General features: G+C 61.0%; 10 protein-coding genes. 6 read left to right on the top strand and 4 right to left on the bottom strand.

What is annotated here, in order from left to right:
- Positions 1-285: 285 nt before the first annotated feature.
- The 4 genes from aceE to msrA all read left to right on the top strand — a co-directional run bounded on the left by aceE (position 286) and on the right by msrA (position 8,312).
- On the top strand, positions 286-2,931 hold the full coding sequence (aceE, locus tag M2397_RS24610) for a pyruvate dehydrogenase (acetyl-transferring), homodimeric type (RefSeq protein WP_131696822.1): 2,646 nt from the start codon (positions 286-288) through the stop codon (positions 2,929-2,931).
- Positions 2,932-2,942: 11 nt separating this feature from the next.
- Positions 2,943-4,595 carry a dihydrolipoyllysine-residue acetyltransferase gene (aceF, locus tag M2397_RS24605; protein WP_167655572.1) on the top strand — a complete coding sequence of 551 codons (1,653 nt, stop codon included), beginning with the start codon at positions 2,943-2,945 and terminating at the stop codon, positions 4,593-4,595.
- A gap of 303 nt (positions 4,596-4,898) precedes the next feature.
- Positions 4,899-7,592, top strand: coding sequence for a bifunctional diguanylate cyclase/phosphodiesterase (locus tag M2397_RS24600; protein WP_131696824.1), 2,694 nt, complete (start codon positions 4,899-4,901; stop codon positions 7,590-7,592).
- A 72-nt stretch (positions 7,593-7,664) separates the two neighbouring features.
- On the top strand, positions 7,665-8,312 hold the full coding sequence (gene msrA, locus M2397_RS24595) for a peptide-methionine (S)-S-oxide reductase MsrA (protein ID WP_131696825.1): 648 nt from the start codon (positions 7,665-7,667) through the stop codon (positions 8,310-8,312).
- Between the two features lie 68 nt (positions 8,313-8,380).
- Here msrA and M2397_RS24590 read toward each other — a convergent pair whose 3' ends face one another.
- On the bottom strand, positions 8,381-9,217 hold the full coding sequence (locus tag M2397_RS24590; protein ID WP_131696826.1) for a 23S rRNA (adenine(2030)-N(6))-methyltransferase RlmJ: 837 nt from the start codon (positions 9,215-9,217) through the stop codon (positions 8,381-8,383).
- Between the two features lie 175 nt (positions 9,218-9,392).
- Here M2397_RS24590 and M2397_RS24585 point away from each other — a divergent pair, with 175 nt between their 5' ends.
- The gene (locus tag M2397_RS24585) at positions 9,393-10,670 is read left to right on the top strand and encodes an O-acetylhomoserine aminocarboxypropyltransferase/cysteine synthase family protein (RefSeq protein ID WP_259244651.1); all 1,278 of its coding nucleotides are present in this window, start codon (positions 9,393-9,395) and stop codon (positions 10,668-10,670) included.
- On the opposite strand, the gene M2397_RS24580 is transcribed toward M2397_RS24585, so the two are convergent.
- The 3 genes from M2397_RS24580 to putP form a co-directional block, all read right to left on the bottom strand.
- Positions 10,656-11,381, bottom strand: a complete 726-nt coding sequence (locus M2397_RS24580) for a DUF4123 domain-containing protein (protein ID WP_259244650.1) — start codon at positions 11,379-11,381, stop codon at positions 10,656-10,658. The genes M2397_RS24585 and M2397_RS24580 overlap by 15 nt on opposite strands.
- Positions 11,356-13,410, bottom strand: a complete 2,055-nt coding sequence (locus M2397_RS24575) for a type VI secretion system tip protein VgrG (RefSeq protein ID WP_259244649.1) — start codon at positions 13,408-13,410, stop codon at positions 11,356-11,358. The genes M2397_RS24580 and M2397_RS24575 overlap by 26 nt, the downstream gene beginning before the upstream one ends.
- Positions 13,411-13,615: 205 nt before the next feature.
- Positions 13,616-15,100, bottom strand: coding sequence for a sodium/proline symporter PutP (gene putP, locus M2397_RS24570; RefSeq protein WP_259244648.1), 1,485 nt, complete (start codon positions 15,098-15,100; stop codon positions 13,616-13,618).
- 460 nt (positions 15,101-15,560) lie between these two features.
- Between putP and putA the strand changes: the two genes are divergently transcribed.
- A complete protein-coding gene (putA, locus tag M2397_RS24565) occupies positions 15,561-19,514 on the top strand; it encodes a trifunctional transcriptional regulator/proline dehydrogenase/L-glutamate gamma-semialdehyde dehydrogenase (protein WP_259244647.1) in 3,954 nt (1,317 codons plus the stop codon).
- Positions 19,515-19,637: the final 123 nt, after the last annotated feature.

Here is a 19,637-nt window from a genome sequence, read left to right as displayed (position 1 = left end):
TATGTAATTTTTGGCAGGTAACATTAAACTTCTACCTTTTCTTGTTCGCAAAAGATCAACAATAACGATTATGCTCACCAGCTAGACCGAGCAATCCGCTCAGTCTTGTGTAGTTTTACTACTCGTATATACATTCGAAAGGCTGAAATGGCCGACGATTTGTAGTAAAACTACAGGACGCCGAAGCAACCTTCGGCCATCCAAGAATTTATGTCGTCTGCCCACAAGGCCAGTCGCAAACTTCAGGCAACCGATTCTGGTAGCCTTTCCGCCCTGGAGCAAGCCATGCAAGACCTCGATCCCGTCGAAACCCAGGAATGGCTGGACGCCCTGGAATCGGTTCTCGACAAAGAAGGCGAAGACCGTGCTCACTACCTGATGACCCGTATGGGCGAACTCGCGACCCGCAGCGGCTCGCAACTGCCCTACGCCATCACCACGCCATACCGCAACACCATCCCCGTTACCCACGAAGCACGCATGCCTGGCGACCTGTTCATGGAACGCCGCATTCGCTCGCTGGTACGTTGGAACGCCATGGCGATGGTAATGCGCACGAACTTGAAAGATTCTGACCTGGGCGGTCACATCTCCAGCTTCGCTTCCAGTGCAACCCTGTATGACATCGGCTTCAACTACTTCTTCCAGGCCCCGACCGAAGAACACGGCGGCGACCTGATCTACTTCCAGGGCCACACCTCGCCAGGCGTCTACGCCCGTGCGTTCATGGAAGGTCGCATCAGCGAAGAGCAAATGAACAACTTCCGCCAGGAAGTCGACGGTCAGGGCCTGTCGTCCTACCCGCACCCTTGGCTGATGCCTGATTTCTGGCAGTTCCCGACTGTATCCATGGGCCTGGGCCCGATTCAGGCGATCTACCAGGCACGTTTCATGAAGTACCTGGAAGCCCGTGGCTTCATCCCGGAAGGCAAGCAGAAAGTCTGGTGCTTCCTGGGCGACGGCGAGTGCGACGAGCCGGAATCCCTGGGTGCCATCTCCCTGGCCGGCCGCGAGAAGCTGGACAACCTGATCTTCGTCATCAACTGCAACCTGCAGCGCCTCGACGGCCCGGTTCGCGGCAACGGCAAGATCATCCAGGAACTCGAAGGCGTGTTCCGCGGTGCCCAGTGGAACGTGACCAAGGTCATCTGGGGCCGTTTCTGGGACCCACTGCTGGCCAAGGACGTCGACGGCATCCTGCAACGTCGCATGGACGAAGTCATCGACGGCGAGTACCAGAACTACAAGGCCAAAGACGGCGCGTTCGTGCGTGAACACTTCTTCAACACGCCTGAACTCAAGGCCATGGTTGCCGACCTGTCCGACGACGAGATCTGGAAGCTCAACCGTGGCGGCCACGACCCGTACAAGGTCTATGCGGCGTACCACGAAGCGGTCAACCACAAAGAACAACCGACTGTCATCCTGGCCAAGACCATCAAGGGTTATGGCACCGGTGCCGGCGAAGCGAAGAACACCGCGCACAACACCAAGAAAGTCGATGTCGACAGCCTGAAGCTGTTCCGCGACCGCTTCGATATCCCGGTCAAGGACGAAGAGCTGGAGAACCTGCCGTTCTTCAAGCCGGAGCCGAACAGCGCCGAAGCCCGCTACCTGAGCGAACGTCGTACCGCACTGGGCGGTTTCGTGCCACAGCGCCGCGCCAAGAGCTTCAACGTCCCGACGCCACCGCTGGATACCCTCAAGGCGATCCTGGACGGCTCGGGCGACCGTGAAATCTCCACCACCATGGCCTTCGTGCGGATCCTCGCGCAGCTGGTCAAGGACAAGGAAATCGGTTCGCGTATCGTGCCGATCATCCCGGACGAAGCCCGTACCTTCGGTATGGAAGGCATGTTCCGTCAGTTGGGCATCTACTCCTCCGTCGGCCAGCTCTACGAGCCAGTCGATAAAGACCAGGTGATGTTCTACAAGGAAGACAAGAAGGGCCAGATCCTCGAAGAAGGCATCAACGAAGCGGGCGCCATGAGCTCCTTCATCGCTGCCGGTACTTCGTACTCCAGCCACAACCAGCCGATGCTGCCGTTCTACATCTTCTACTCGATGTTTGGTTTCCAGCGTATCGGCGACCTGGCTTGGGCAGCAGGCGACAGCCGTACCCGTGGTTTCCTGATCGGCGGTACCGCCGGCCGTACCACACTGAACGGCGAAGGCCTGCAACACGAAGACGGTCACAGCCACATCCTGGCTGCCACCATCCCGAACTGCCGCACCTTTGATCCAACCTACGGCTATGAGCTGGCGGTGATCATCCAGGACGGCATGAAGAAGATGACCGAAGAGCAGCAGGACGTTTTCTACTACATCACCGTGATGAACGAGTCCTACCAGCAGCCCGCCATGCCGGCCGGTGTTGAGGAAGGCATCATCAAGGGCATGTACCTGCTCGAAGAAGACACCAAGGAAGCGGCGCACCACGTGCAGCTGATGGGCTCCGGCACCATCCTGCGCGAAGTCCGTGAAGCGGCGAAGATCCTGCGTGACGAGTTCAACGTCGGCGCCGATGTGTGGAGCGTTACCAGCTTCAACGAACTGCGTCGCGATGGCCTGGCCGTAGAGCGCAACAACCGCCTGCACCCGGGTCAGAAGCCTGCGCAGAGCTATGTCGAAGAGTGCCTGGCCGGCCGTAAAGGTCCGGTCATTGCCTCTACCGACTACATGAAACTGTTTGCTGAACAAATTCGCCAGTGGGTCCCGTCCAAGGAATTCAAAGTCCTGGGCACCGACGGTTTCGGCCGCAGTGACAGCCGCAAGAAGCTGCGTCACTTCTTCGAAGTCGACCGTCACTTCGTGGTGTTGGCAGCCCTGGAAGCCTTGGCTGACCGTGGTGAGATCGAACCCAAGGTGGTAGCTGACGCTATCGTCAAGTTCGGGATCAACCCGGAAAAACGCAACCCACTGGACTGCTGAGGAGATTTTTTGTGAGCGAACTCATTCGCGTACCTGACATCGGCAGCGGTGAAGGTGAAGTAATCGAGCTGTTTGTGAAGGTCGGCGACACCGTCGAAGCCGACCAGAGCATTCTGACCCTGGAATCGGACAAGGCGAGCATGGAAATCCCTGCTCCCAAGGCCGGCGTGGTCAAGAGCCTGAAAGTGAAGCTGGGCGACCGCCTGAAAGAAGGCGACGAACTGCTGGAACTGGAAATCGAAGGTGCCGCTGATGCGGCCCCTGCGGCGGCTCCTGCTGCCGCTGCTGCACCGGCGCCTGCCGCGGAAAAACCTGCCGCTGCTGCCGAGGCTCCTGCAGCCCCGGCTGCTGCTCCAGCCGCAGCGACTGTCCAGGACATTCATGTTCCGGACATCGGTTCGTCGGGCAAGGCCAAGATCATCGAGCTGCTGGTCAAGGTCGGCGACACTGTCGAAGCCGACCAGTCGCTGATCACCCTGGAGTCCGACAAGGCCTCCATGGAAATCCCATCGCCGGCTGCCGGCGTTGTGGAAAGCATCGCGGTCAAGCTGGAAGACGAAGTCGGCACTGGCGACTTCATCCTCAAGCTGAAAGTACAAGGCGCTGCGCCTGCCGCTGCTCCAGCACCGGCTGCTGCTCCGGCCGCCAAGGCTGAAGCGGCTCCGGCTCCGGCTGCTGCCCCTGCGCCCGCTGCAAAAGCCGAGGCCGCACCGGCCCCTGCTGCTGCCGCACCTGCGCCAAGCGGTGCCAAGGTTCATGCCGGCCCTGCCGTGCGTCAACTGGCCCGTGAGTTCGGCGTTGAGCTCAATGCTGTGTCAGCCACCGGCCCTCACGGTCGCGTGCTGAAGGAAGACGTGCAGGTCTACGTCAAGACCATGATGCAGAAAGCCAAGGAAGCGCCGGCTGCCGGTGGCGCTACCGGTGGTTCGGGCATTCCGCCGATCCGTACCGTGGACTTCAGCCGCTTCGGCGAAATCGAAGAAGTGCCGATGACCCGCCTGATGCAAATCGGCGCGGCCGGCCTGCACGCGAGCTGGCTGAACATCCCGCACGTGACCCAGTTCGACCAGGCCGACATCACCGACCTGGAAGCTTTCCGCGTTGCGCAGAAAGCCGTGGCCGAAAAGGCCGGCGTGAAACTGACTGTGCTGCCACTGCTGCTCAAGGCGTGCGCGCACCTGCTCAAGGAACTGCCGGACTTCAACGCCTCGCTGGCACCAAGCGGCAAGGCGATCATCCGCAAGAAGTACGTGCACATCGGTTTTGCGGTCGACACCCCGGATGGCCTGCTGGTGCCGGTCATCAAGAACGTTGACCAGAAGAGCCTGCTGCAACTCGCTGCCGAAGCCGCTGCACTGGCTGCCAAGGCCCGCGACAAGAAGCTCACCCCGGACGACATGCAGGGCGCATGCTTCACCATCTCCAGCCTCGGCCACATTGGCGGCACTGGCTTCACGCCAATCGTCAACGCGCCGGAAGTGGCGATCCTGGGTGTGTCCAAGGCCACCATCCAGCCAGTCTGGGACGGTAAAGCGTTCCAGCCGAAGCTGATGCTGCCACTGTCGTTGTCCTACGATCACCGTGTGATCAACGGCGCGGCCGCTGCACGCTTTACCCAGCGCCTGAGCCAGTTGCTGAACGACATCCGCACCATCCTGCTGTAAGCCACAGCGGCCTCCCTTTCATCGGGGAGGCCTGGTTGCACCGATTTCCGAGCGCCACGCTCGTACCTCAACCCCGTCAATTTGGCGGGGCTTTTTTTGCTTTTCTTTACAGACAGAACAGGGTTGTACACCTTCTGTCATCCTGACTGAAGAATTCCCCCGCCCGGCCGATAACCCCCTTATAGCACTTAGCCTTCATCCTCTCTTGTCAGCCCGCGCCGCATGATGCAACCTTGCCGCAGGCAACAGTAAAGAGGGCGTGAGCCCGGCGCCGTACGCGTTATTTGAAGTGAGTTCCCCCCCATGAAAAGCCAACCCGATGTCGCCCGTATGGCGGCCGAGGTAGTGACGCAGTTACCGGTGCCTTCGCGCCTCGGTATGCTGCGTTTCGAGCGGCTTAATGAGGCAAGCTGGGCCCTTCTGTACCTCGACCCTAACTGCGAGCGCCAATTCGGCCTGTCGGCGGTCGAGCTGTGTGCACTGCTCGGCACCCCCTTCGCCAGCCTGATGGAGCCTCAGGCACGCTATCAACTGCACGACACCATCCAACAGCAACTGAGCGAGAGCCCTCACTACCTGGTGCGCTATACCCTGCACACCAACGATGGCCCCCTGAGCCTGCTGGAAATGGGCGAAGCCTACAAACAGCACAATCGCCACCTGCTGCGCGGCTACCTTATGGTTGTAGACGGGCTGTTCAGTGAAATCCCCCCACCCGCCCCCACAGCGGACCTGGAGAGCCAGAACAGCCGCCTGCAGATCGCCCTGGAGCTCAATCAGCGCGCCCAGCAGGAACAACTGCAGCACCTGGAGCGGGTGCGTGCCCAGCAGGAGCTGATCCTGTTGCTGGCCCGCCAGCGCTACACCGTCAACAATTCGCTGCAGGAAGCCGCAGAGCTGATCACCCGCAGCGCCTGTGACATCTACCAGATCGACTGCGCCAGCATCTGGAACCTCGAAGGCCAGCGCCTGGTGCCGATCTCGGCCTACCACCGCGACGACCAACGGCACCACCTGCCTGAGCCGATCGACGCAAGCTGCTTCCCGGACTATCTGGAAGCCCTGCACACCAGCCGCGCCATCGACGCCACCAACGCGATGCGCGACCCCCGCACCCGTGAAATGGTCGAAAACCTGCGCGCCAGGGACGTCCACGCGATGCTCGATGCGAGTATCCGTGTCGATGGCCAGGTGGTCGGCGTGCTGTGCCTGGAACAGGGCGGCAGCCCGCGTGCCTGGCAGGCCGATGAAATTGCCTTTGCCGGCGAGCTGGCCGACCAATTCGCGCAAGTGATCAACAACCACAACCGCCGTACCGCCACCAGCGCCCTGCACCTGTTCCAGCGCGCGGTGGAGCAAAGCGCCAATGCCTTTCTGCTGGTCAACTGCGACGGCGTGGTGGAGTACGTCAACCCAAGCTTTACCGCGATCACCCAATACAGCGCCGAAGAAGTCCACGGCCACCGCCTGGCACATTTGCCAGCACTGGAAAACCTCAGCGAATTGCTGTTCGACGCACCATCGAGCCTGGCCCAGAGCAACAGCTGGCAGGGCGAGTTCAAGAGCCGACGCAAAAACCTCGAACCCTACTGGGGCCAACTGTCGATCTCCAAGGTCTACGGCGATAACCGTGAACTGACCCACTACATCGGCATCTACGAAGACATCACCCAGACCAAACTGGCCCAGCAGCGCATCGAGCGCCTGGCCTATACCGACAACCTGACCAACCTGGGCAACCGTCCGGCGTTTATCCGTAACCTCGACGAGCGCTTTGCCCGCGACAGCGACAGCCCGATCAGCCTGTTGCTGGTGGACATCGACAACTTCAAGCGCATCAACGACAGCCTTGGCCACCAGACCGGCGACAAGCTGCTGATCAGCCTGGCCCGTCGCCTGCGCAACAGCCTGAGTACCGGCGGCAGCCTGGCGCGCTTTGCAAGTAACGAATTCGCGGTGCTGCTGGACGACACTGACCTGGAAAGCGGCCAGCAGGTCGCCAGCCAGCTGCTGGCGACGCTCGACAAACCGATGTTCGTCGACAACCAATTGATCAGCGTCACCGGCTCCGTAGGCCTGGCCTGTGCACCGCTGCACGGCCGCGACCCGCAGACCCTGATGCGCAACGCCGGCCTGGCCCTGCACAAAGCCAAGGCCAACGGCAAACACCAGGTACAGGTGTTCACCGAAGCCTTGAACGCCGAGGCCAGCTACAAGCTGTTCGTAGAGAACAACCTGCGTCGTGCCCTGACCCAGAACGAACTGGACGTGTTCTACCAGCCCAAGCTGTGCCTGCGCAGCGGCCGTTTACTGGGCATGGAAGCGCTGCTGCGCTGGAACCATCCGGAAAAAGGCATGATCCGCCCCGATCAGTTCATCAGCGTCGCCGAAGAAACCGGCTTGATCATCCCGATCGGCAAATGGATCGCGCGCCAGGCCTGCCGCATGAGCAGGCAACTGAGCGCCGCTGGCATGGGCAATTTGCAGGTAGCAATCAACCTGTCGCCCAAACAGTTTTCCGACCCGGACCTGGTCGCCTCGATTGCCACGATCCTCAAGGAAGAACAGCTGCCGGCCAACCTGCTGGAGCTGGAGCTGACCGAAGGCCTGCTGCTGGAAGCGACCGAAGACACGCGCCTGCAACTGGACCAGCTGAAGAGCTTCGGCCTGACCCTGGCCATGGACGACTTCGGCACCGGTTACTCGTCGCTGAGTTATCTGAAAAAATTCCCCATCGACATCATCAAGATCGACCGCAGCTTTATCCACGAAATCCCGGACAACCAGGACGACATGGAAATCACCTCAGCCGTGATCGCCATGGCCCACAACCTCAAGCTCAAGGTGGTGGCCGAAGGCATCGAGACCGCCGAACAACTGGCGTTCCTGCGTCGGCACCGTTGCGACGTTGGCCAGGGCTACCTGTTCGACCGGCCGATCCCCGGTGCAGAGCTGCTCGAGAAGCTTAGACGCTACCCGCGCGGGCCAATCGCCTGACAGCGCTGTAACACTCGGGCACACTGGCTGTCTGAAATTTACCGCTAACTCAACCTGACGAGAGGACTGCTCATGGTCTTGCGCTCGGAAATTCTGGTGAACAAAAACGTGCTGCCTACTCAAGAACAAGCGTTGCCTGGTCGTGAAACCCCAATGAACCTGCCGGAGACGCACTTCGTCAACGGCAACCCGCTGCTGGGCCCGTTCGTCGACGACGTCGGCTTCGCGATCTTCGGCCTGGGTTGTTTCTGGGGCGCCGAACGCAAGTTCTGGCAGCGCGATGGCGTGGTCAGCACCGTGGTCGGCTACGCCGGCGGTTTCACGCCGAACCCGACTTATGAAGAAGTCTGCTCGGGCCTGACCGGCCACAGCGAAGTGGTGCTGGTGGTCTATGACCAGGCCAAGGTGAAATACGAAGACCTGCTGAAGATGTTCTGGGAGCTGCACAACCCGACCCAAGGCATGCGTCAGGGTAACGACATCGGCACCCAGTACCGCTCGGTGATCTATGCGACCACGCCTGAGCAATTGTCGGCGGCGCAGGCCAGTGCCGATGCCTATCAAGCCGAATTGTCCAAAGCCGGCCTGGGCACCATCACCACCGAAATCGAAGAAGCGCCAACGGTGTACTTCGCCGAGGCTTATCACCAGCAGTACCTGGCGAAGAACCCGCAGGGCTACTGTGGGATCGGCGGTACCGGTGTGACCTGCCCGATCTAAAACCGACGCAAATCAAAATGTGGGAGGGGCGCACCGCCCCTCCCACATTGGGTTGGCGCCAGACTTGGTTACTCGGCAATAAGCCAATCCATCTGCCACCCACCCTGGGTCTGGCCAAGCTTCCTGGACAGCCACGGCAACAACTCACGCAATTCCTCTTCCAGGCCCCACGGCGGGTTGGCAATCGCCAGGCCCGAGCCGGTCAGGGTGTTGGGCGTGTCCAGCGGATGCACCAGCAATTCCACGCGCAGCAACTTCGGCGCGCCAGTGCCGGCCAGGTCCTGGTAGAAGCGACGCAGCATGCGCTGGTCCTTCACCGGGTACCAGATCGCTGCGACGGTCTGGCGCATACGACTGACAGCTTCCTTCAGGGACGCGGCGCAGCGCTGCATTTCGTCGAGCTTTTCAAACGGTGGGTCGATCAGCATCAACGCACGTTTTTCCGGCACCGGTAACAGCGCGCGCGGCACATGCCAGCCTTCGCCCAAGTGCACCTTGACCCGACGATCACCCTTCATGTTGTCCTTGAGCAGCACGCCGTCTTCCGGGTGTTTTTCATTGAGCAATACGCGGTCCTGGGGACGCGTGAGGCGGCGCGCAAGCTCCGGCGAGCCTGGGTAGTAGCGCAACTGGCCATCGGGGTTCATCTCATGCAGCACGCGCATGTAGTCGTCAGTCAGCGGCGGCAGATCGTCGGCGCCCCACAAGCGCGCGATACCTTCCAGGTACTCACCCGTGCGGTTGGCCTGGTCACCTTGCAGGTCGTACAGACCAATCCCGGCGTGGGTGTCGAGGTAGGCGAACGGCTGCTCCTTGCGCGACATCAGGGCGATGAGGCGGGTCAAGGTCAGGTGTTTGAAGACATCGGCGTGGTTGCCGGCGTGAAAGGCGTGACGATAATTCATGGTTGCTCCTGCGCAGGGGGCGAAGTTTACCTTCTACGGGCGCAAAGGTGCAGGGCCGCATGCCGGGCGGTGCTTATGTCGCAAACGCAGGCGGCCAGTTGAAAAAAATCTAAATGCCGCCGCCAGGGTGGATTTATTGTGGCCTTCCACCACTCCAGGGAGGTCAATAACAATCATGAAAGACGCCACCATCGCGCGGCACCACGGCTTCAAGTCGGACCCGACTACCAAGGCCGTCGCCGTACCGATCTACCAGAACGTCGCCTTCGAATTCGATAACGCCCAACACGGCGCCGACCTGTTCAACCTGGACGTGCCCGGCAATATCTACACGCGCATCATGAACCCCACCAACGATGTGCTGGAGCAGCGCATCGCCGCCCTTGAAGGCGGTATCGCGGCCCTGGCCGTCTCGGCCGGCAGCGCGGCGATCCACTATGCCATCCAGACGTTGACCCGGGCGGGCGACAATATCGTCACCACACCGCAACTCTACGGCGGCACCTACACGCTGTTCGCCCACCTGCTGCCGAGCTTTGGCGTGGATGTGCGTTTCGCCCGCGATGACTCCGCCGCAGCCATCGCCGAACTGATCGACGACGACACCAAGCTGGTGTACTGCGAAAGCATCGGCAACCCGGCGGGCAATATCATCGACATCGAGACCCTGGCCGACGTTGCCCATGCCCGTGGCGTGCCGCTGGTGGTGGACAACACCGTGGCCACGCCGATCCTGTGCAAACCGATCCACTTCGGCGCCGACATCGTGGTGCACTCGGTGACCAAATACGTCGGCGGCCATGGCAATTCCCTGGGCGGTGTAATTGTCGACAGCGGGACGTTCCCGTGGACGAAATACGCGGATAAATTCCCCGGCCTCAACCAGCCCGAGCCGGCCTATCACGGCGTGGTCTATACCGAAAAATTCGGCCCCGCCGCCTTCATCGCCCGTGCCCGTACCGTGCCACTGCGCAACACCGGCGCCGCATTGGCACCGATGAATGCCTTCCTGTTGCTGCAAGGCCTGGAAACCCTGGCCTTGCGCATGGAGCGCCACACCGAAAACGCCCTGAAAATCGCACAGTTCCTGCAAGGCCATGCCGAGGTGGAGTGGGTCAGCTACGCCGGCCTGCCGGACCACCCGCACCACGCATTGGCGCAGAAATACATGCAGGGCAAACCGTCGGCGATCCTGTCCTTCGGCTTGAAGGGCGGCTTTGATGCCGGTGTGCGCTTCTACGACGCGCTGCAAATCTTCAAGCGCCTGGTCAACATCGGCGACGCCAAGTCCCTGGCCTGCCACCCGGCCTCCACCACTCACCGGCAGATGAACGAGCAGGAACAGGCCAAGGCAGGTGTAAAGCCGGAGATGATTCGCCTGTCGGTGGGTATCGAAGCGATTGAAGACCTGATCGACGACCTGCAACAGGCGCTGGCCTCAACTCAACTCTGAGTCCAGGTAGCCAGCCAGCGCTTCAGGGCTGATATCCGCGCCGCGTACGAAGTAGGCGACCTTGTGCTGCAAGGTCGCCGGCGTAAAGGCGGCATACAGGTCGGGGCGCTGCTCTTCAAGCCACTGCAGCAGGTTGTCGATCAGGGTCTGTGGTGATTGCGCGGCCAAGTGCTCCAATAGCGATTCGGGCACTCGCCACCAAGGACTGGCTTTGGCCGCCGTGACTGGCGGCGTCGCAACGCTCAGCGGCTGGCCGTTGATCAGATACCGTTGGAACACCGGCAACACCGCGCCGATTTCATCACCCAGCTTCTGCACAATCGGCAGAAACTGAGCGCCATCCCAGAAGCGCAGGAACACGCTCCGCTCATCGGGAAGCAGTATTTTGGTCAGGCTTTGCAGGTGAGCAACTACGACTTCCAACGGGCTGGACGATACCGCCAGCCAACCCCAATCCGAGGCGTCAGTGGTTGCGATCCAATCGAGGAAGGCACTGTCGGGTTCGACAACCCCTGCGTAGGGCATCACCTCATCCCACCCGGCATAGGCCGTGCCTGCCCAGAGCGCTTGAGGCGACATCCCGATGGCCGAGACTTGCCACGCAGCCAGCGGCTTCGCGTCACTGGCACGGCCAAGGACCACGTAAAGCCGCTCATTGGGGAGTAGAGGGCATTGTGCTAGCCAGTCATTGGGGGTCAAGGGCTGGGACATCAGGGTAAATTCCTTTTAAGGTTGAATGGAACGGGAGACCGCACTGCCCATCACTGCAGCGTTGGCACTCTTCACAAAATGGCGCGTTCCGTTTCAGGCTGGCGACCTGTATCCGGCTCAGCGGTGCGGGCATAACCGCCAGCAACGCCGCTTTCACCCCCGGCATCAAGGGTGACGCCGCCGGAGCAGGCGCGCCTCCCAGTTGAATGGGCGTGCTGCTGAAAATCCCCTCTGCCGACAGCGTGATCGACTGCCCACCGGCCTGGATTGTCACGGTCGCACCCGCGTCTATAACGACGCTCTGCCCGGCGCCAATCTGGATGGTCCGCCCCGCGCGCATCTGCTGCGATCCGCCAACCACCAGATGGTCGTCCTGCTTGAGTTCCGTCAAACGGTTGCCATGGGTGATGCGCTGCTCTTCGCCTTGCAATTCATGGTGCGACTCACCGCCCACCCTGATGCGGCGCTGATTGTCGATCTGCACCTGCTGGTCATGCAGCACATGCTGGGTCCAATCCCGCTGGGCGCGCAGGTAGATCTCCTCGGCGCCCTTGCGGTCTTCGATGCGCAGTTCGTTGTAGCCACCACCACCGGGGCTGCTCTGGCTACGGAAGATGCTGCGGGTCTTGTCTGCCGGCAGATCGAGGGGAACCCGCGTCGCCGCGTTCGGCAGGCAGCCCATCACCAGCGGCATGTCCATATCCCCGTTGACGAATCCCACCAGTACTTCCATACCCACTCGCGGGATAAGCACCGAGCCATAGCGGTCATGGGCCCAACCGCTGGCCACCCGCAGCCAGCAGCTGGAATGATCGTCATGCTCCCCAGCGCTATCCCAGGCCAACCGCACCTTGACCCGACCGTATTCGTCGCAGTGGATTTCACTGTCGACGGGGCCGGTAACCACCGCGTTTTGATAACCCGACAACGCCGGCCGCGACTGCTCAGGCAAGGGCGGGCGGAAGATCACGTCCCACGGAGTCACCACACATTCATTGCGATACCCCTGAAGAAAATCTCCACCGCCAACCTCGGTGACAGCCTCCTCCAAAACCTGAGGCTGCCTGCCTTCGTGGGTAACTTGCGTCACCAGCCACAAGTCATTCCATTCGTCCCGCGGATGCCCGGTCAATTTGAGGAACCGACCGCTGGTCACTGCGGGGTCATCACCGTTACCACGGGCTATTCGATAGTCGCTACGGTGCCGTTCCAAGCCACGTTGCGCGAGGTATTTGCCGTAGGGTCGATCGGAAAAATGACCGGGGTAGGCCTGCTCCTCAAACCGTGGAAGCTGTTCACCGACCACGCCACTCTCCAGCACCAGGCTCGGCTTGAGAAAGTCGTAGTCACGCAAAGTGACCGCTGTGGTGCGGGTTTCCAACCGCAGCGCAAAGCGCTTGATGGCCGGCGTATCCGCCACCATCCCGGAGCCCGGCTTATAGGGCGTAGGTTGATCGGGCCGGGCGAAAACTGTCTGGTCATCGCCAAACACCAGTAGGTGCCCTCCGGGCAAATGCTGGAAGTGATAGTGAATCCCCTGTTCGGCACACAGCCGCTGAATAAAGGCCAGGTCGCTCTCGCCAAACTGCACGCAATACTCGCGCTCAGGATAGGCACCACTGAGGTGAAATTCGAATTGGTCGGCATGGAGCCGCTGCTCCGCCAGCACCTGCCCAATGATCTGCGGCACCGTCTTGTGCTGGAAGATCCGCTGGTGACTGCTGTGCGCGAGATAGGCCAACTGCGGCACAAGGCTGATCTGGTAACGCGTCAGCCGTCGCCCGGAGTCGCCCTGCGCCACCCGATAAACCAAGCCGTGGACGCCATGGCCGTGAGCATCAAAGCCCAGATACACCGGGCGATGCAGCAGGTTTTCCAAGTCCAGGTCGGGCTGTTCGCTGACCAGTTCAAGATCGAAACGATACGGTTGGCTGATGGCTTCGCGGCCCTGGAACTCAAACACCTTGAGTTCACTTGGCACACCGTCAAGGGTCAGGGTAAAGGCACTTTGATTGGCAGGAGCGAACATCCGGTGTTTCTCTGCGAGGGGGTGGGCGGGAGATTCTGCACCACCGTTCCACGCTGATGAGCGCGCCCCAAACAAATCAGTAAAACCCTACGCGCGAGCGTAGGAGTCCTACTCAATCAAGCTCAAATCGCACGCAAAAAAAAGGCCCGCCATCCGTAGGACGCGGGCCTTCTTTTAATTCATTGAGCGCTCAGCGCCCGGCGAATCACTTATTGAGGTTGTAGTCTTTTTCCGCCGCATCAAAGCGCTCGACCATACCGGCTGTCGGCGCGCCCAGCTTGCTCACGACGTAGATCGCCAGGCTGGCGAAGATGAAGCCTGGGATGATTTCGTACAGGCCCAGCAGTTCGAAGTGCTTCCACACGATCACGGTGATCGCGCCGACCAGGATGCCGGCCAGTGCGCCGTTGCGGGTCATGTTTTTCCAGATCACCGAGATCAGCACCACAGGGCCGAACGCAGCGCCGAAACCGGCCCAGGCGTAGCTCACCAGGCCCAGCACACGGTTGTTCGGGTTGGCAGCCATGGCGATGGCGATCAAGGCCACCAGCAGTACCATCAAGCGGCCGACCCACACCAGTTCAACCTGGGAAGCGCTTTTGCGCAGGAAGGTCTTGTAGAAGTCTTCGGTCAGGGCGCTGGAACATACCAGCAACTGGCAGCTCAGGGTGCTCATGACGGCCGCGAGGATGGCCGACAGCAGGACACCAGCAACCCATGGGTTGAACAGGATCTTGGCCAGCTCGATGAACACACGCTCAGGGTTTTCAGTCACCGGGCCTGCCACTTCCGGGTGCGCCGAGAAGTAAGCAATACCGAAGAAGCCCACCGCCACGGTGCCGCCCAGGCACAGGATCATCCAGGTCATGGAGATGCGACGCGCGTTGGCGATCGACTTCACCGAATCCGCCGCCATGAAGCGCGCGAGGATGTGCGGTTGGCCGAAGTAACCCAGGCCCCAGCCCATCAGCGAGATGATGCCGATGAAGGTGGTGTTTTTCAGCATGTTGAAGTTGTCGGGGTTCTTGGCTTCGATGGCCAGGAAGGTGGTGTCGACGCCACCGGTGGCCAGCAGCACAATGATCGGCGTGAGGATCAACGCGAAGATCATCAGCGTGGCTTGTACGGTGTCGGTCCAGCTGACTGCCAGGAAACCACCCACAAAGGTGTAGGCAATCGTCGCCGCAGCGCCGGCCCACAGCGCGGTCTCGTAGGACATGCCGAAGGTGCTTTCGAACAGGCGGGCACCGGCCACGATGCCGGAAGCGCAGTAGATGGTGAAGAACACCAGGATCACTACGGCAGAGATGATCCGCAGCAGGCCGCTTTTATCTTCGAAACGGCTGGAAAAGTAATCCGGCAGCGTCAGGGCGTCGCCGTTGTGCTCGGTCTGTACCCGCAGGCGACCGGCCACGAACAGCCAGTTGAGGTAGGCACCGACGATCAGGCCGATGGCGATCCAGCTTTCCGACAGGCCGGACATGTAGATCGCGCCCGGCAGGCCCATCAACAACCAGCCGCTCATATCGGAAGCACCGGCTGACAAGGCAGTCACCACGCTACCAAGGCTGCGACCGCCCAGGATGTAATCGGAAAGGTTGTTGGTGGAGCGATAGGCCAAGAAGCCGATCAGCACCATTGCTGCGATGTAGATCACGAACGTGATCAGGGTTGGATTACTAACGCTCATATGAGTGACGCCCTGGCTTTGTTTTTATGTAGCGGCGGTCTGTCAGAAGGCCACCTACTGGAAGTAGGTAAACGTAACTGAGTGCCGCGCATTTATGACTGACGTTTCCCCAGGAAAGCCGCCAGCCGATGAACCAGACCACACAGTCGGTTGCACCTTGGGCGCGAATGCTATTCAACAAAGCAAATAAGGTGCAACCAGTTTCTTGGGAATAAGTTGCACCCAAGTGTAAAACACGTAAAACGCCGCTTTTTTGCTCCTTTTCGGAGCAAGAACAGCCGATCTCAGAAGCAAACGCACCAAGGCAAAGCGGATTCCGTCGAAGGCCGGTTTTTTTCCGATCAACTGTCGAAAAAATCATGAACAAAATGGGTTGCACCCGGTTGCACCTCTTCCTGCGCAAAGCTAATCTTGCCGCCAGCTGATGCCACTCGGTAGTGGCACCCATGAGGATAAGAAAATGGCTACGACCACCCTTGGGGTCAAACTCGACGACCCGACCCGCGAACGCCTGAAGGCGGCCGCGACCTCCATTGATCGCACGCCGCACTGGCTGATCAAGCAGGCGATTTTCAATTACCTGGAGAAACTGGAGGGTGGCGCAACCCTGACCGAGCTCAATGGCTTGAGCAACAAGGATGCTGAGGACGCCGGCGAAGTCCAGGCCGACCACGCCCACCAGTGCTTCCTTGAGTTCGCCGAGAGCATACTGCCGCAATCCGTCCTGCGCGCTTCGATCACCGCCGCTTACCGTCGCCCTGAGCCGGAAGTGGTGCCAATGCTGATCGAGCAGGCCCGCCTGCCGGTGCAAATGGCCGAAGCCACCAACAAGCTCGCCGCTTCGATTGCCGAAAAACTGCGCAATCAGAAGAGTGCCGGCGGCCGTGCCGGTATTGTTCAGGGCCTGCTGCAAGAATTCTCGCTGTCGTCCCAGGAAGGCGTGGCCCTGATGTGCCTGGCCGAAGCGCTGCTACGGATCCCGGACAAAGGCACCCGCGACGCCCTGATCCGCGACAAGATCAGCACCGGCAACTGGCATCCGCACTTGGGCAACAGCCCGTCGCTGTTCGTCAACGCCGCCACCTGGGGCCTGCTGCTGACCGGTAAACTGGTCGCCACCCATAACGAAGCCGGCCTCACCTCGTCCCTGAGCCGCATCATCGGCAAAAGCGGCGAGCCGATGATCCGCAAGGGCGTCGACATGGCCATGCGCCTGATGGGCGAGCAGTTCGTGACCGGCGAAACCATCGCTGAAGCCCTGGCCAACGCCAGCAAATTCGAAGCCAAGGGTTTCCGCTACTCCTACGACATGCTCGGTGAAGCCGCACTCACCGAACACGACGCGCAGAAATACCTGGCCTCGTACGAACAAGCCATTCACTCCATCGGCAAAGCCTCCCACGGCCGTGGGATTTATGAAGGCCCGGGCATCTCCATCAAACTGTCGGCACTGCACCCGCGTTACAGCCGTGCGCAGTACGAACGGGTGATGGATGAGCTGTACCCGCGCCTGCTGTCCCTGACCCTACTGGCCAAGCAATACGACATCGGCCTGAACATCGACGCCGAGGAAGCCGACCGCCTGGAGCTGTCGCTGGATCTGCTCGAGCGCCTGTGCTTCGAGCCACAACTGACCGGCTGGAACGGTATTGGCTTCGTGATCCAGGCCTACCAGAAGCGTTGCCCGTATGTGATCGACTACGTAATCGACCTGGCGCGCCGCAGCCGCCATCGCCTGATGATCCGCCTGGTAAAAGGCGCGTACTGGGACAGCGAGATCAAGCGCGCCCAGGTCGAAGGCCTGGAAGGCTACCCGGTATACACCCGCAAGGTGTACACCGACGTTTCCTACATTGCCTGTGCACGCAAACTGCTGTCGGTACCGGAAGTCATCTACCCGCAGTTCGCTACGCACAACGCCCATACCTTGTCGGCGATTTACCATATCGCCGGTCAGAACTATTACCCCGGCCAGTACGAGTTCCAATGCCTGCACGGCATGGGTGAACCGCTGTACGAGCAGGTAGTAGGCAAGGTTTCGGAAGGCAAGCTCAACCGTCCATGCCGCGTATACGCACCGGTCGGCACTCACGAAACACTGCTGGCTTACCTGGTGCGTCGCCTGCTGGAAAACGGCGCCAACACCTCGTTCGTCAACCGCATCGCCGACCAGTCCATATCGATCCAGGAGCTGGTGGCCGATCCAGTGGCCAGCATCGAGCAGATGGCGACGCTGGAAGGCGGCTTCGGCCTGCCGCACCCGCGTATCCCGCTGCCGCGTGCCCTGTACGGCAGCGACCGCGCCAACTCGGCCGGTATCGACCTGGCCAACGAACACCGCCTGGCATCGCTGTCCTGCGCCCTGCTGGCCACCGCGCACAACGACTGGAAGGCCGCGCCGATGCTCGGTTGCGCCGCCAGCGATCAAGCGGCGGCACCGGTATTGAACCCGTCCGACCTGCGTGACGTGGTCGGCCACGTGCAAGAAGCCACCGTCGAAGACGTCGACAACGCGATCCAGTGCGCCATCAGCGCTGGCCCGATCTGGCAGGCCACGCCGCCCGCCGAACGCGCCGCGATCCTGGAACGTGCCGCCGACCTGATGGAGGGCGAGATCCAGCCACTGATGGGCCTGCTGGCTCGCGAAGCCGGCAAGACCTTCGCCAACGCCATCGCCGAAGTGCGTGAAGCCGTGGACTTCCTGCGCTACTACGCGGTGCAGGCCCGCAACGACTTCACCAATGACGCGCACCGCCCATTGGGCCCTGTGGTGTGCATCAGCCCGTGGAACTTCCCACTGGCGATTTTCAGTGGGCAAGTGGCTGCCGCACTGGCCGCCGGTAACCCGGTATTGGCCAAGCCTGCCGAGCAAACCCCGTTGGTCGCCGCCCAAGCCGTGCGCATCCTGCTGGAAGCGGGTATTCCGGAAGGCGTGTTGCAATTGCTGCCGGGCCAGGGTGAAAGCGTCGGTGCCCGCCTGGTGGGTGATGATCGCGTCAAAGGCGTGATGTTCACCGGCTCCACCGAAGTCGCGCGCCTGCTGCAACGCAATGTCGCCGGGCGCCTGGATGCCCAGGGCCGTCCGATCCCGCTGATCGCCGAAACCGGCGGCCAGAACGCAATGATCGTCGACTCCTCGGCACTCACCGAACAAGTGGTCATCGACGTGGTGTCCTCGGCCTTCGACAGCGCCGGTCAACGTTGCTCGGCCCTGCGCGTGTTGTGCCTGCAGGAAGACTCCGCAGACCGCGTGATCGAAATGCTCAAGGGCGCCATGGCTGAATGCCGCCTGGGCAACCCGGAGCGCCTGTCGGTGGACATCGGTCCGGTGATCGACGCCGAAGCCAAGGCCGGCATCGAGAAACACATCCAGGCCATGCGCGACAAAGGCCGCAATGTGTACCAGGTGGCGATTGCCGACGGTGAAGAAATCAAGCGCGGCACCTTCGTGATGCCCACCCTGATCGAGCTGGAAAGCTTCGACGAACTGCAACGGGAGATCTTCGGCCCGGTGCTGCACGTGGTGCGCTACAAGCGCAAGGAGATCGACCAGCTCATCGGCCAGATCAACGCCTCCGGCTATGGCCTGACCCTGGGCGTGCATACCCGTATCGACGAGACCATCGCCAAGGTGATCGACAACGTCAATGCCGGTAACGTCTATGTGAACCGCAACATCGTCGGTGCCGTGGTCGGCGTGCAGCCATTCGGCGGTGAAGGCCTGTCGGGCACTGGTCCGAAAGCCGGTGGTCCGCTGTACCTGTACCGCTTGCTGTCGACCCGTCCTACCGATGCGATCGAGCAATCCTTCGTACGTGGCGACAAACTGGCGGCACCGGATGTACGTCTGCGCGACGCCATGAGTCAACCGCTGACCGCCCTGAAAACCTGGGCCGACAGCAATAAGTTCAGCGAGCTGAGTGCCCTGTGCAGCCAGTTCGCCGCGCAATCCCAAAGCGGTATCACCCGTCAGTTGGCTGGCCCGACCGGCGAGCGCAACAGCTACGCCATCCTGCCTCGCGAGCACGTACTGTGCCTGGCGGACGTGGAAGGCGATCTGTTGACTCAACTGGCGGCGGTATTGGCCGTCGGCGGTTCGGCGGTATGGCCGGAAACCGACCTGACCAAAGCCGTGTTCCCACGCTTGCCCAAGGAGATTCAGGCGAAAATCAAGCGCGTGGCCGACTGGACCAAGGACGAAGTGGTGTTTGACGCCGTTCTCCATCACGGGGATTCCGACCAACTGCGTGCGGTGTGCCAGCAAGTGGCCCAACGTGGTGGCGCGATTGTCGGGGTACATGGTTTGTCCCAAGGCGAAACAACAATTGCCTTGGAACGCCTGGTGATCGAGCGTGCGTTGAGCGTTAACACCGCAGCTGCCGGCGGTAATGCCAGCCTGATGACCATCGGCTAACCCTGAAAATGCGGTAAACCCTGTGGGAGGGGGCAAGCTGAACTGGCCTAATGATTTTGGACACTTCAATCGGGCGCTATGATAGCGCCCAAATCTGAGGTGTTTGGATATGCGTAAATCTTA

Origin of the sequence: Pseudomonas sp. BIGb0381, assembly GCF_024809815.1 — a bacterium.
In the GTDB taxonomy this organism is placed as follows: Bacteria; Pseudomonadota; Gammaproteobacteria; order Pseudomonadales; family Pseudomonadaceae; genus Aquipseudomonas.
This window is presented reverse-complemented; position numbering and strand designations above follow the sequence as displayed.

What these genes read in the sequence shown, in the direction of transcription:
- aceE (WP_131696822.1), top strand. Translation starts at nt 286, where the DNA reads ATGCAAGACCTCGATCCCGTCGAAACCCAGGAATGGCTGGACGCCCTG.
- M2397_RS24600 (WP_131696824.1), top strand. Translation starts at nt 4,899, where the DNA reads ATGAAAAGCCAACCCGATGTCGCCCGTATGGCGGCCGAGGTAGTGACG.
- msrA (WP_131696825.1), top strand. Translation starts at nt 7,665, where the DNA reads ATGGTCTTGCGCTCGGAAATTCTGGTGAACAAAAACGTGCTGCCTACT.
- M2397_RS24590 (WP_131696826.1), bottom strand. Translation starts at nt 9,217, where the DNA reads ATGAATTATCGTCACGCCTTTCACGCCGGCAACCACGCCGATGTCTTC.
- M2397_RS24585 (WP_259244651.1), top strand. Translation starts at nt 9,393, where the DNA reads ATGAAAGACGCCACCATCGCGCGGCACCACGGCTTCAAGTCGGACCCG.
- M2397_RS24580 (WP_259244650.1), bottom strand. Translation starts at nt 11,381, where the DNA reads ATGTCCCAGCCCTTGACCCCCAATGACTGGCTAGCACAATGCCCTCTA.
- M2397_RS24575 (WP_259244649.1), bottom strand. Translation starts at nt 13,410, where the DNA reads ATGTTCGCTCCTGCCAATCAAAGTGCCTTTACCCTGACCCTTGACGGT.
- putP (WP_259244648.1), bottom strand. Translation starts at nt 15,100, where the DNA reads ATGAGCGTTAGTAATCCAACCCTGATCACGTTCGTGATCTACATCGCA.
- putA (WP_259244647.1), top strand. Translation starts at nt 15,561, where the DNA reads ATGGCTACGACCACCCTTGGGGTCAAACTCGACGACCCGACCCGCGAA.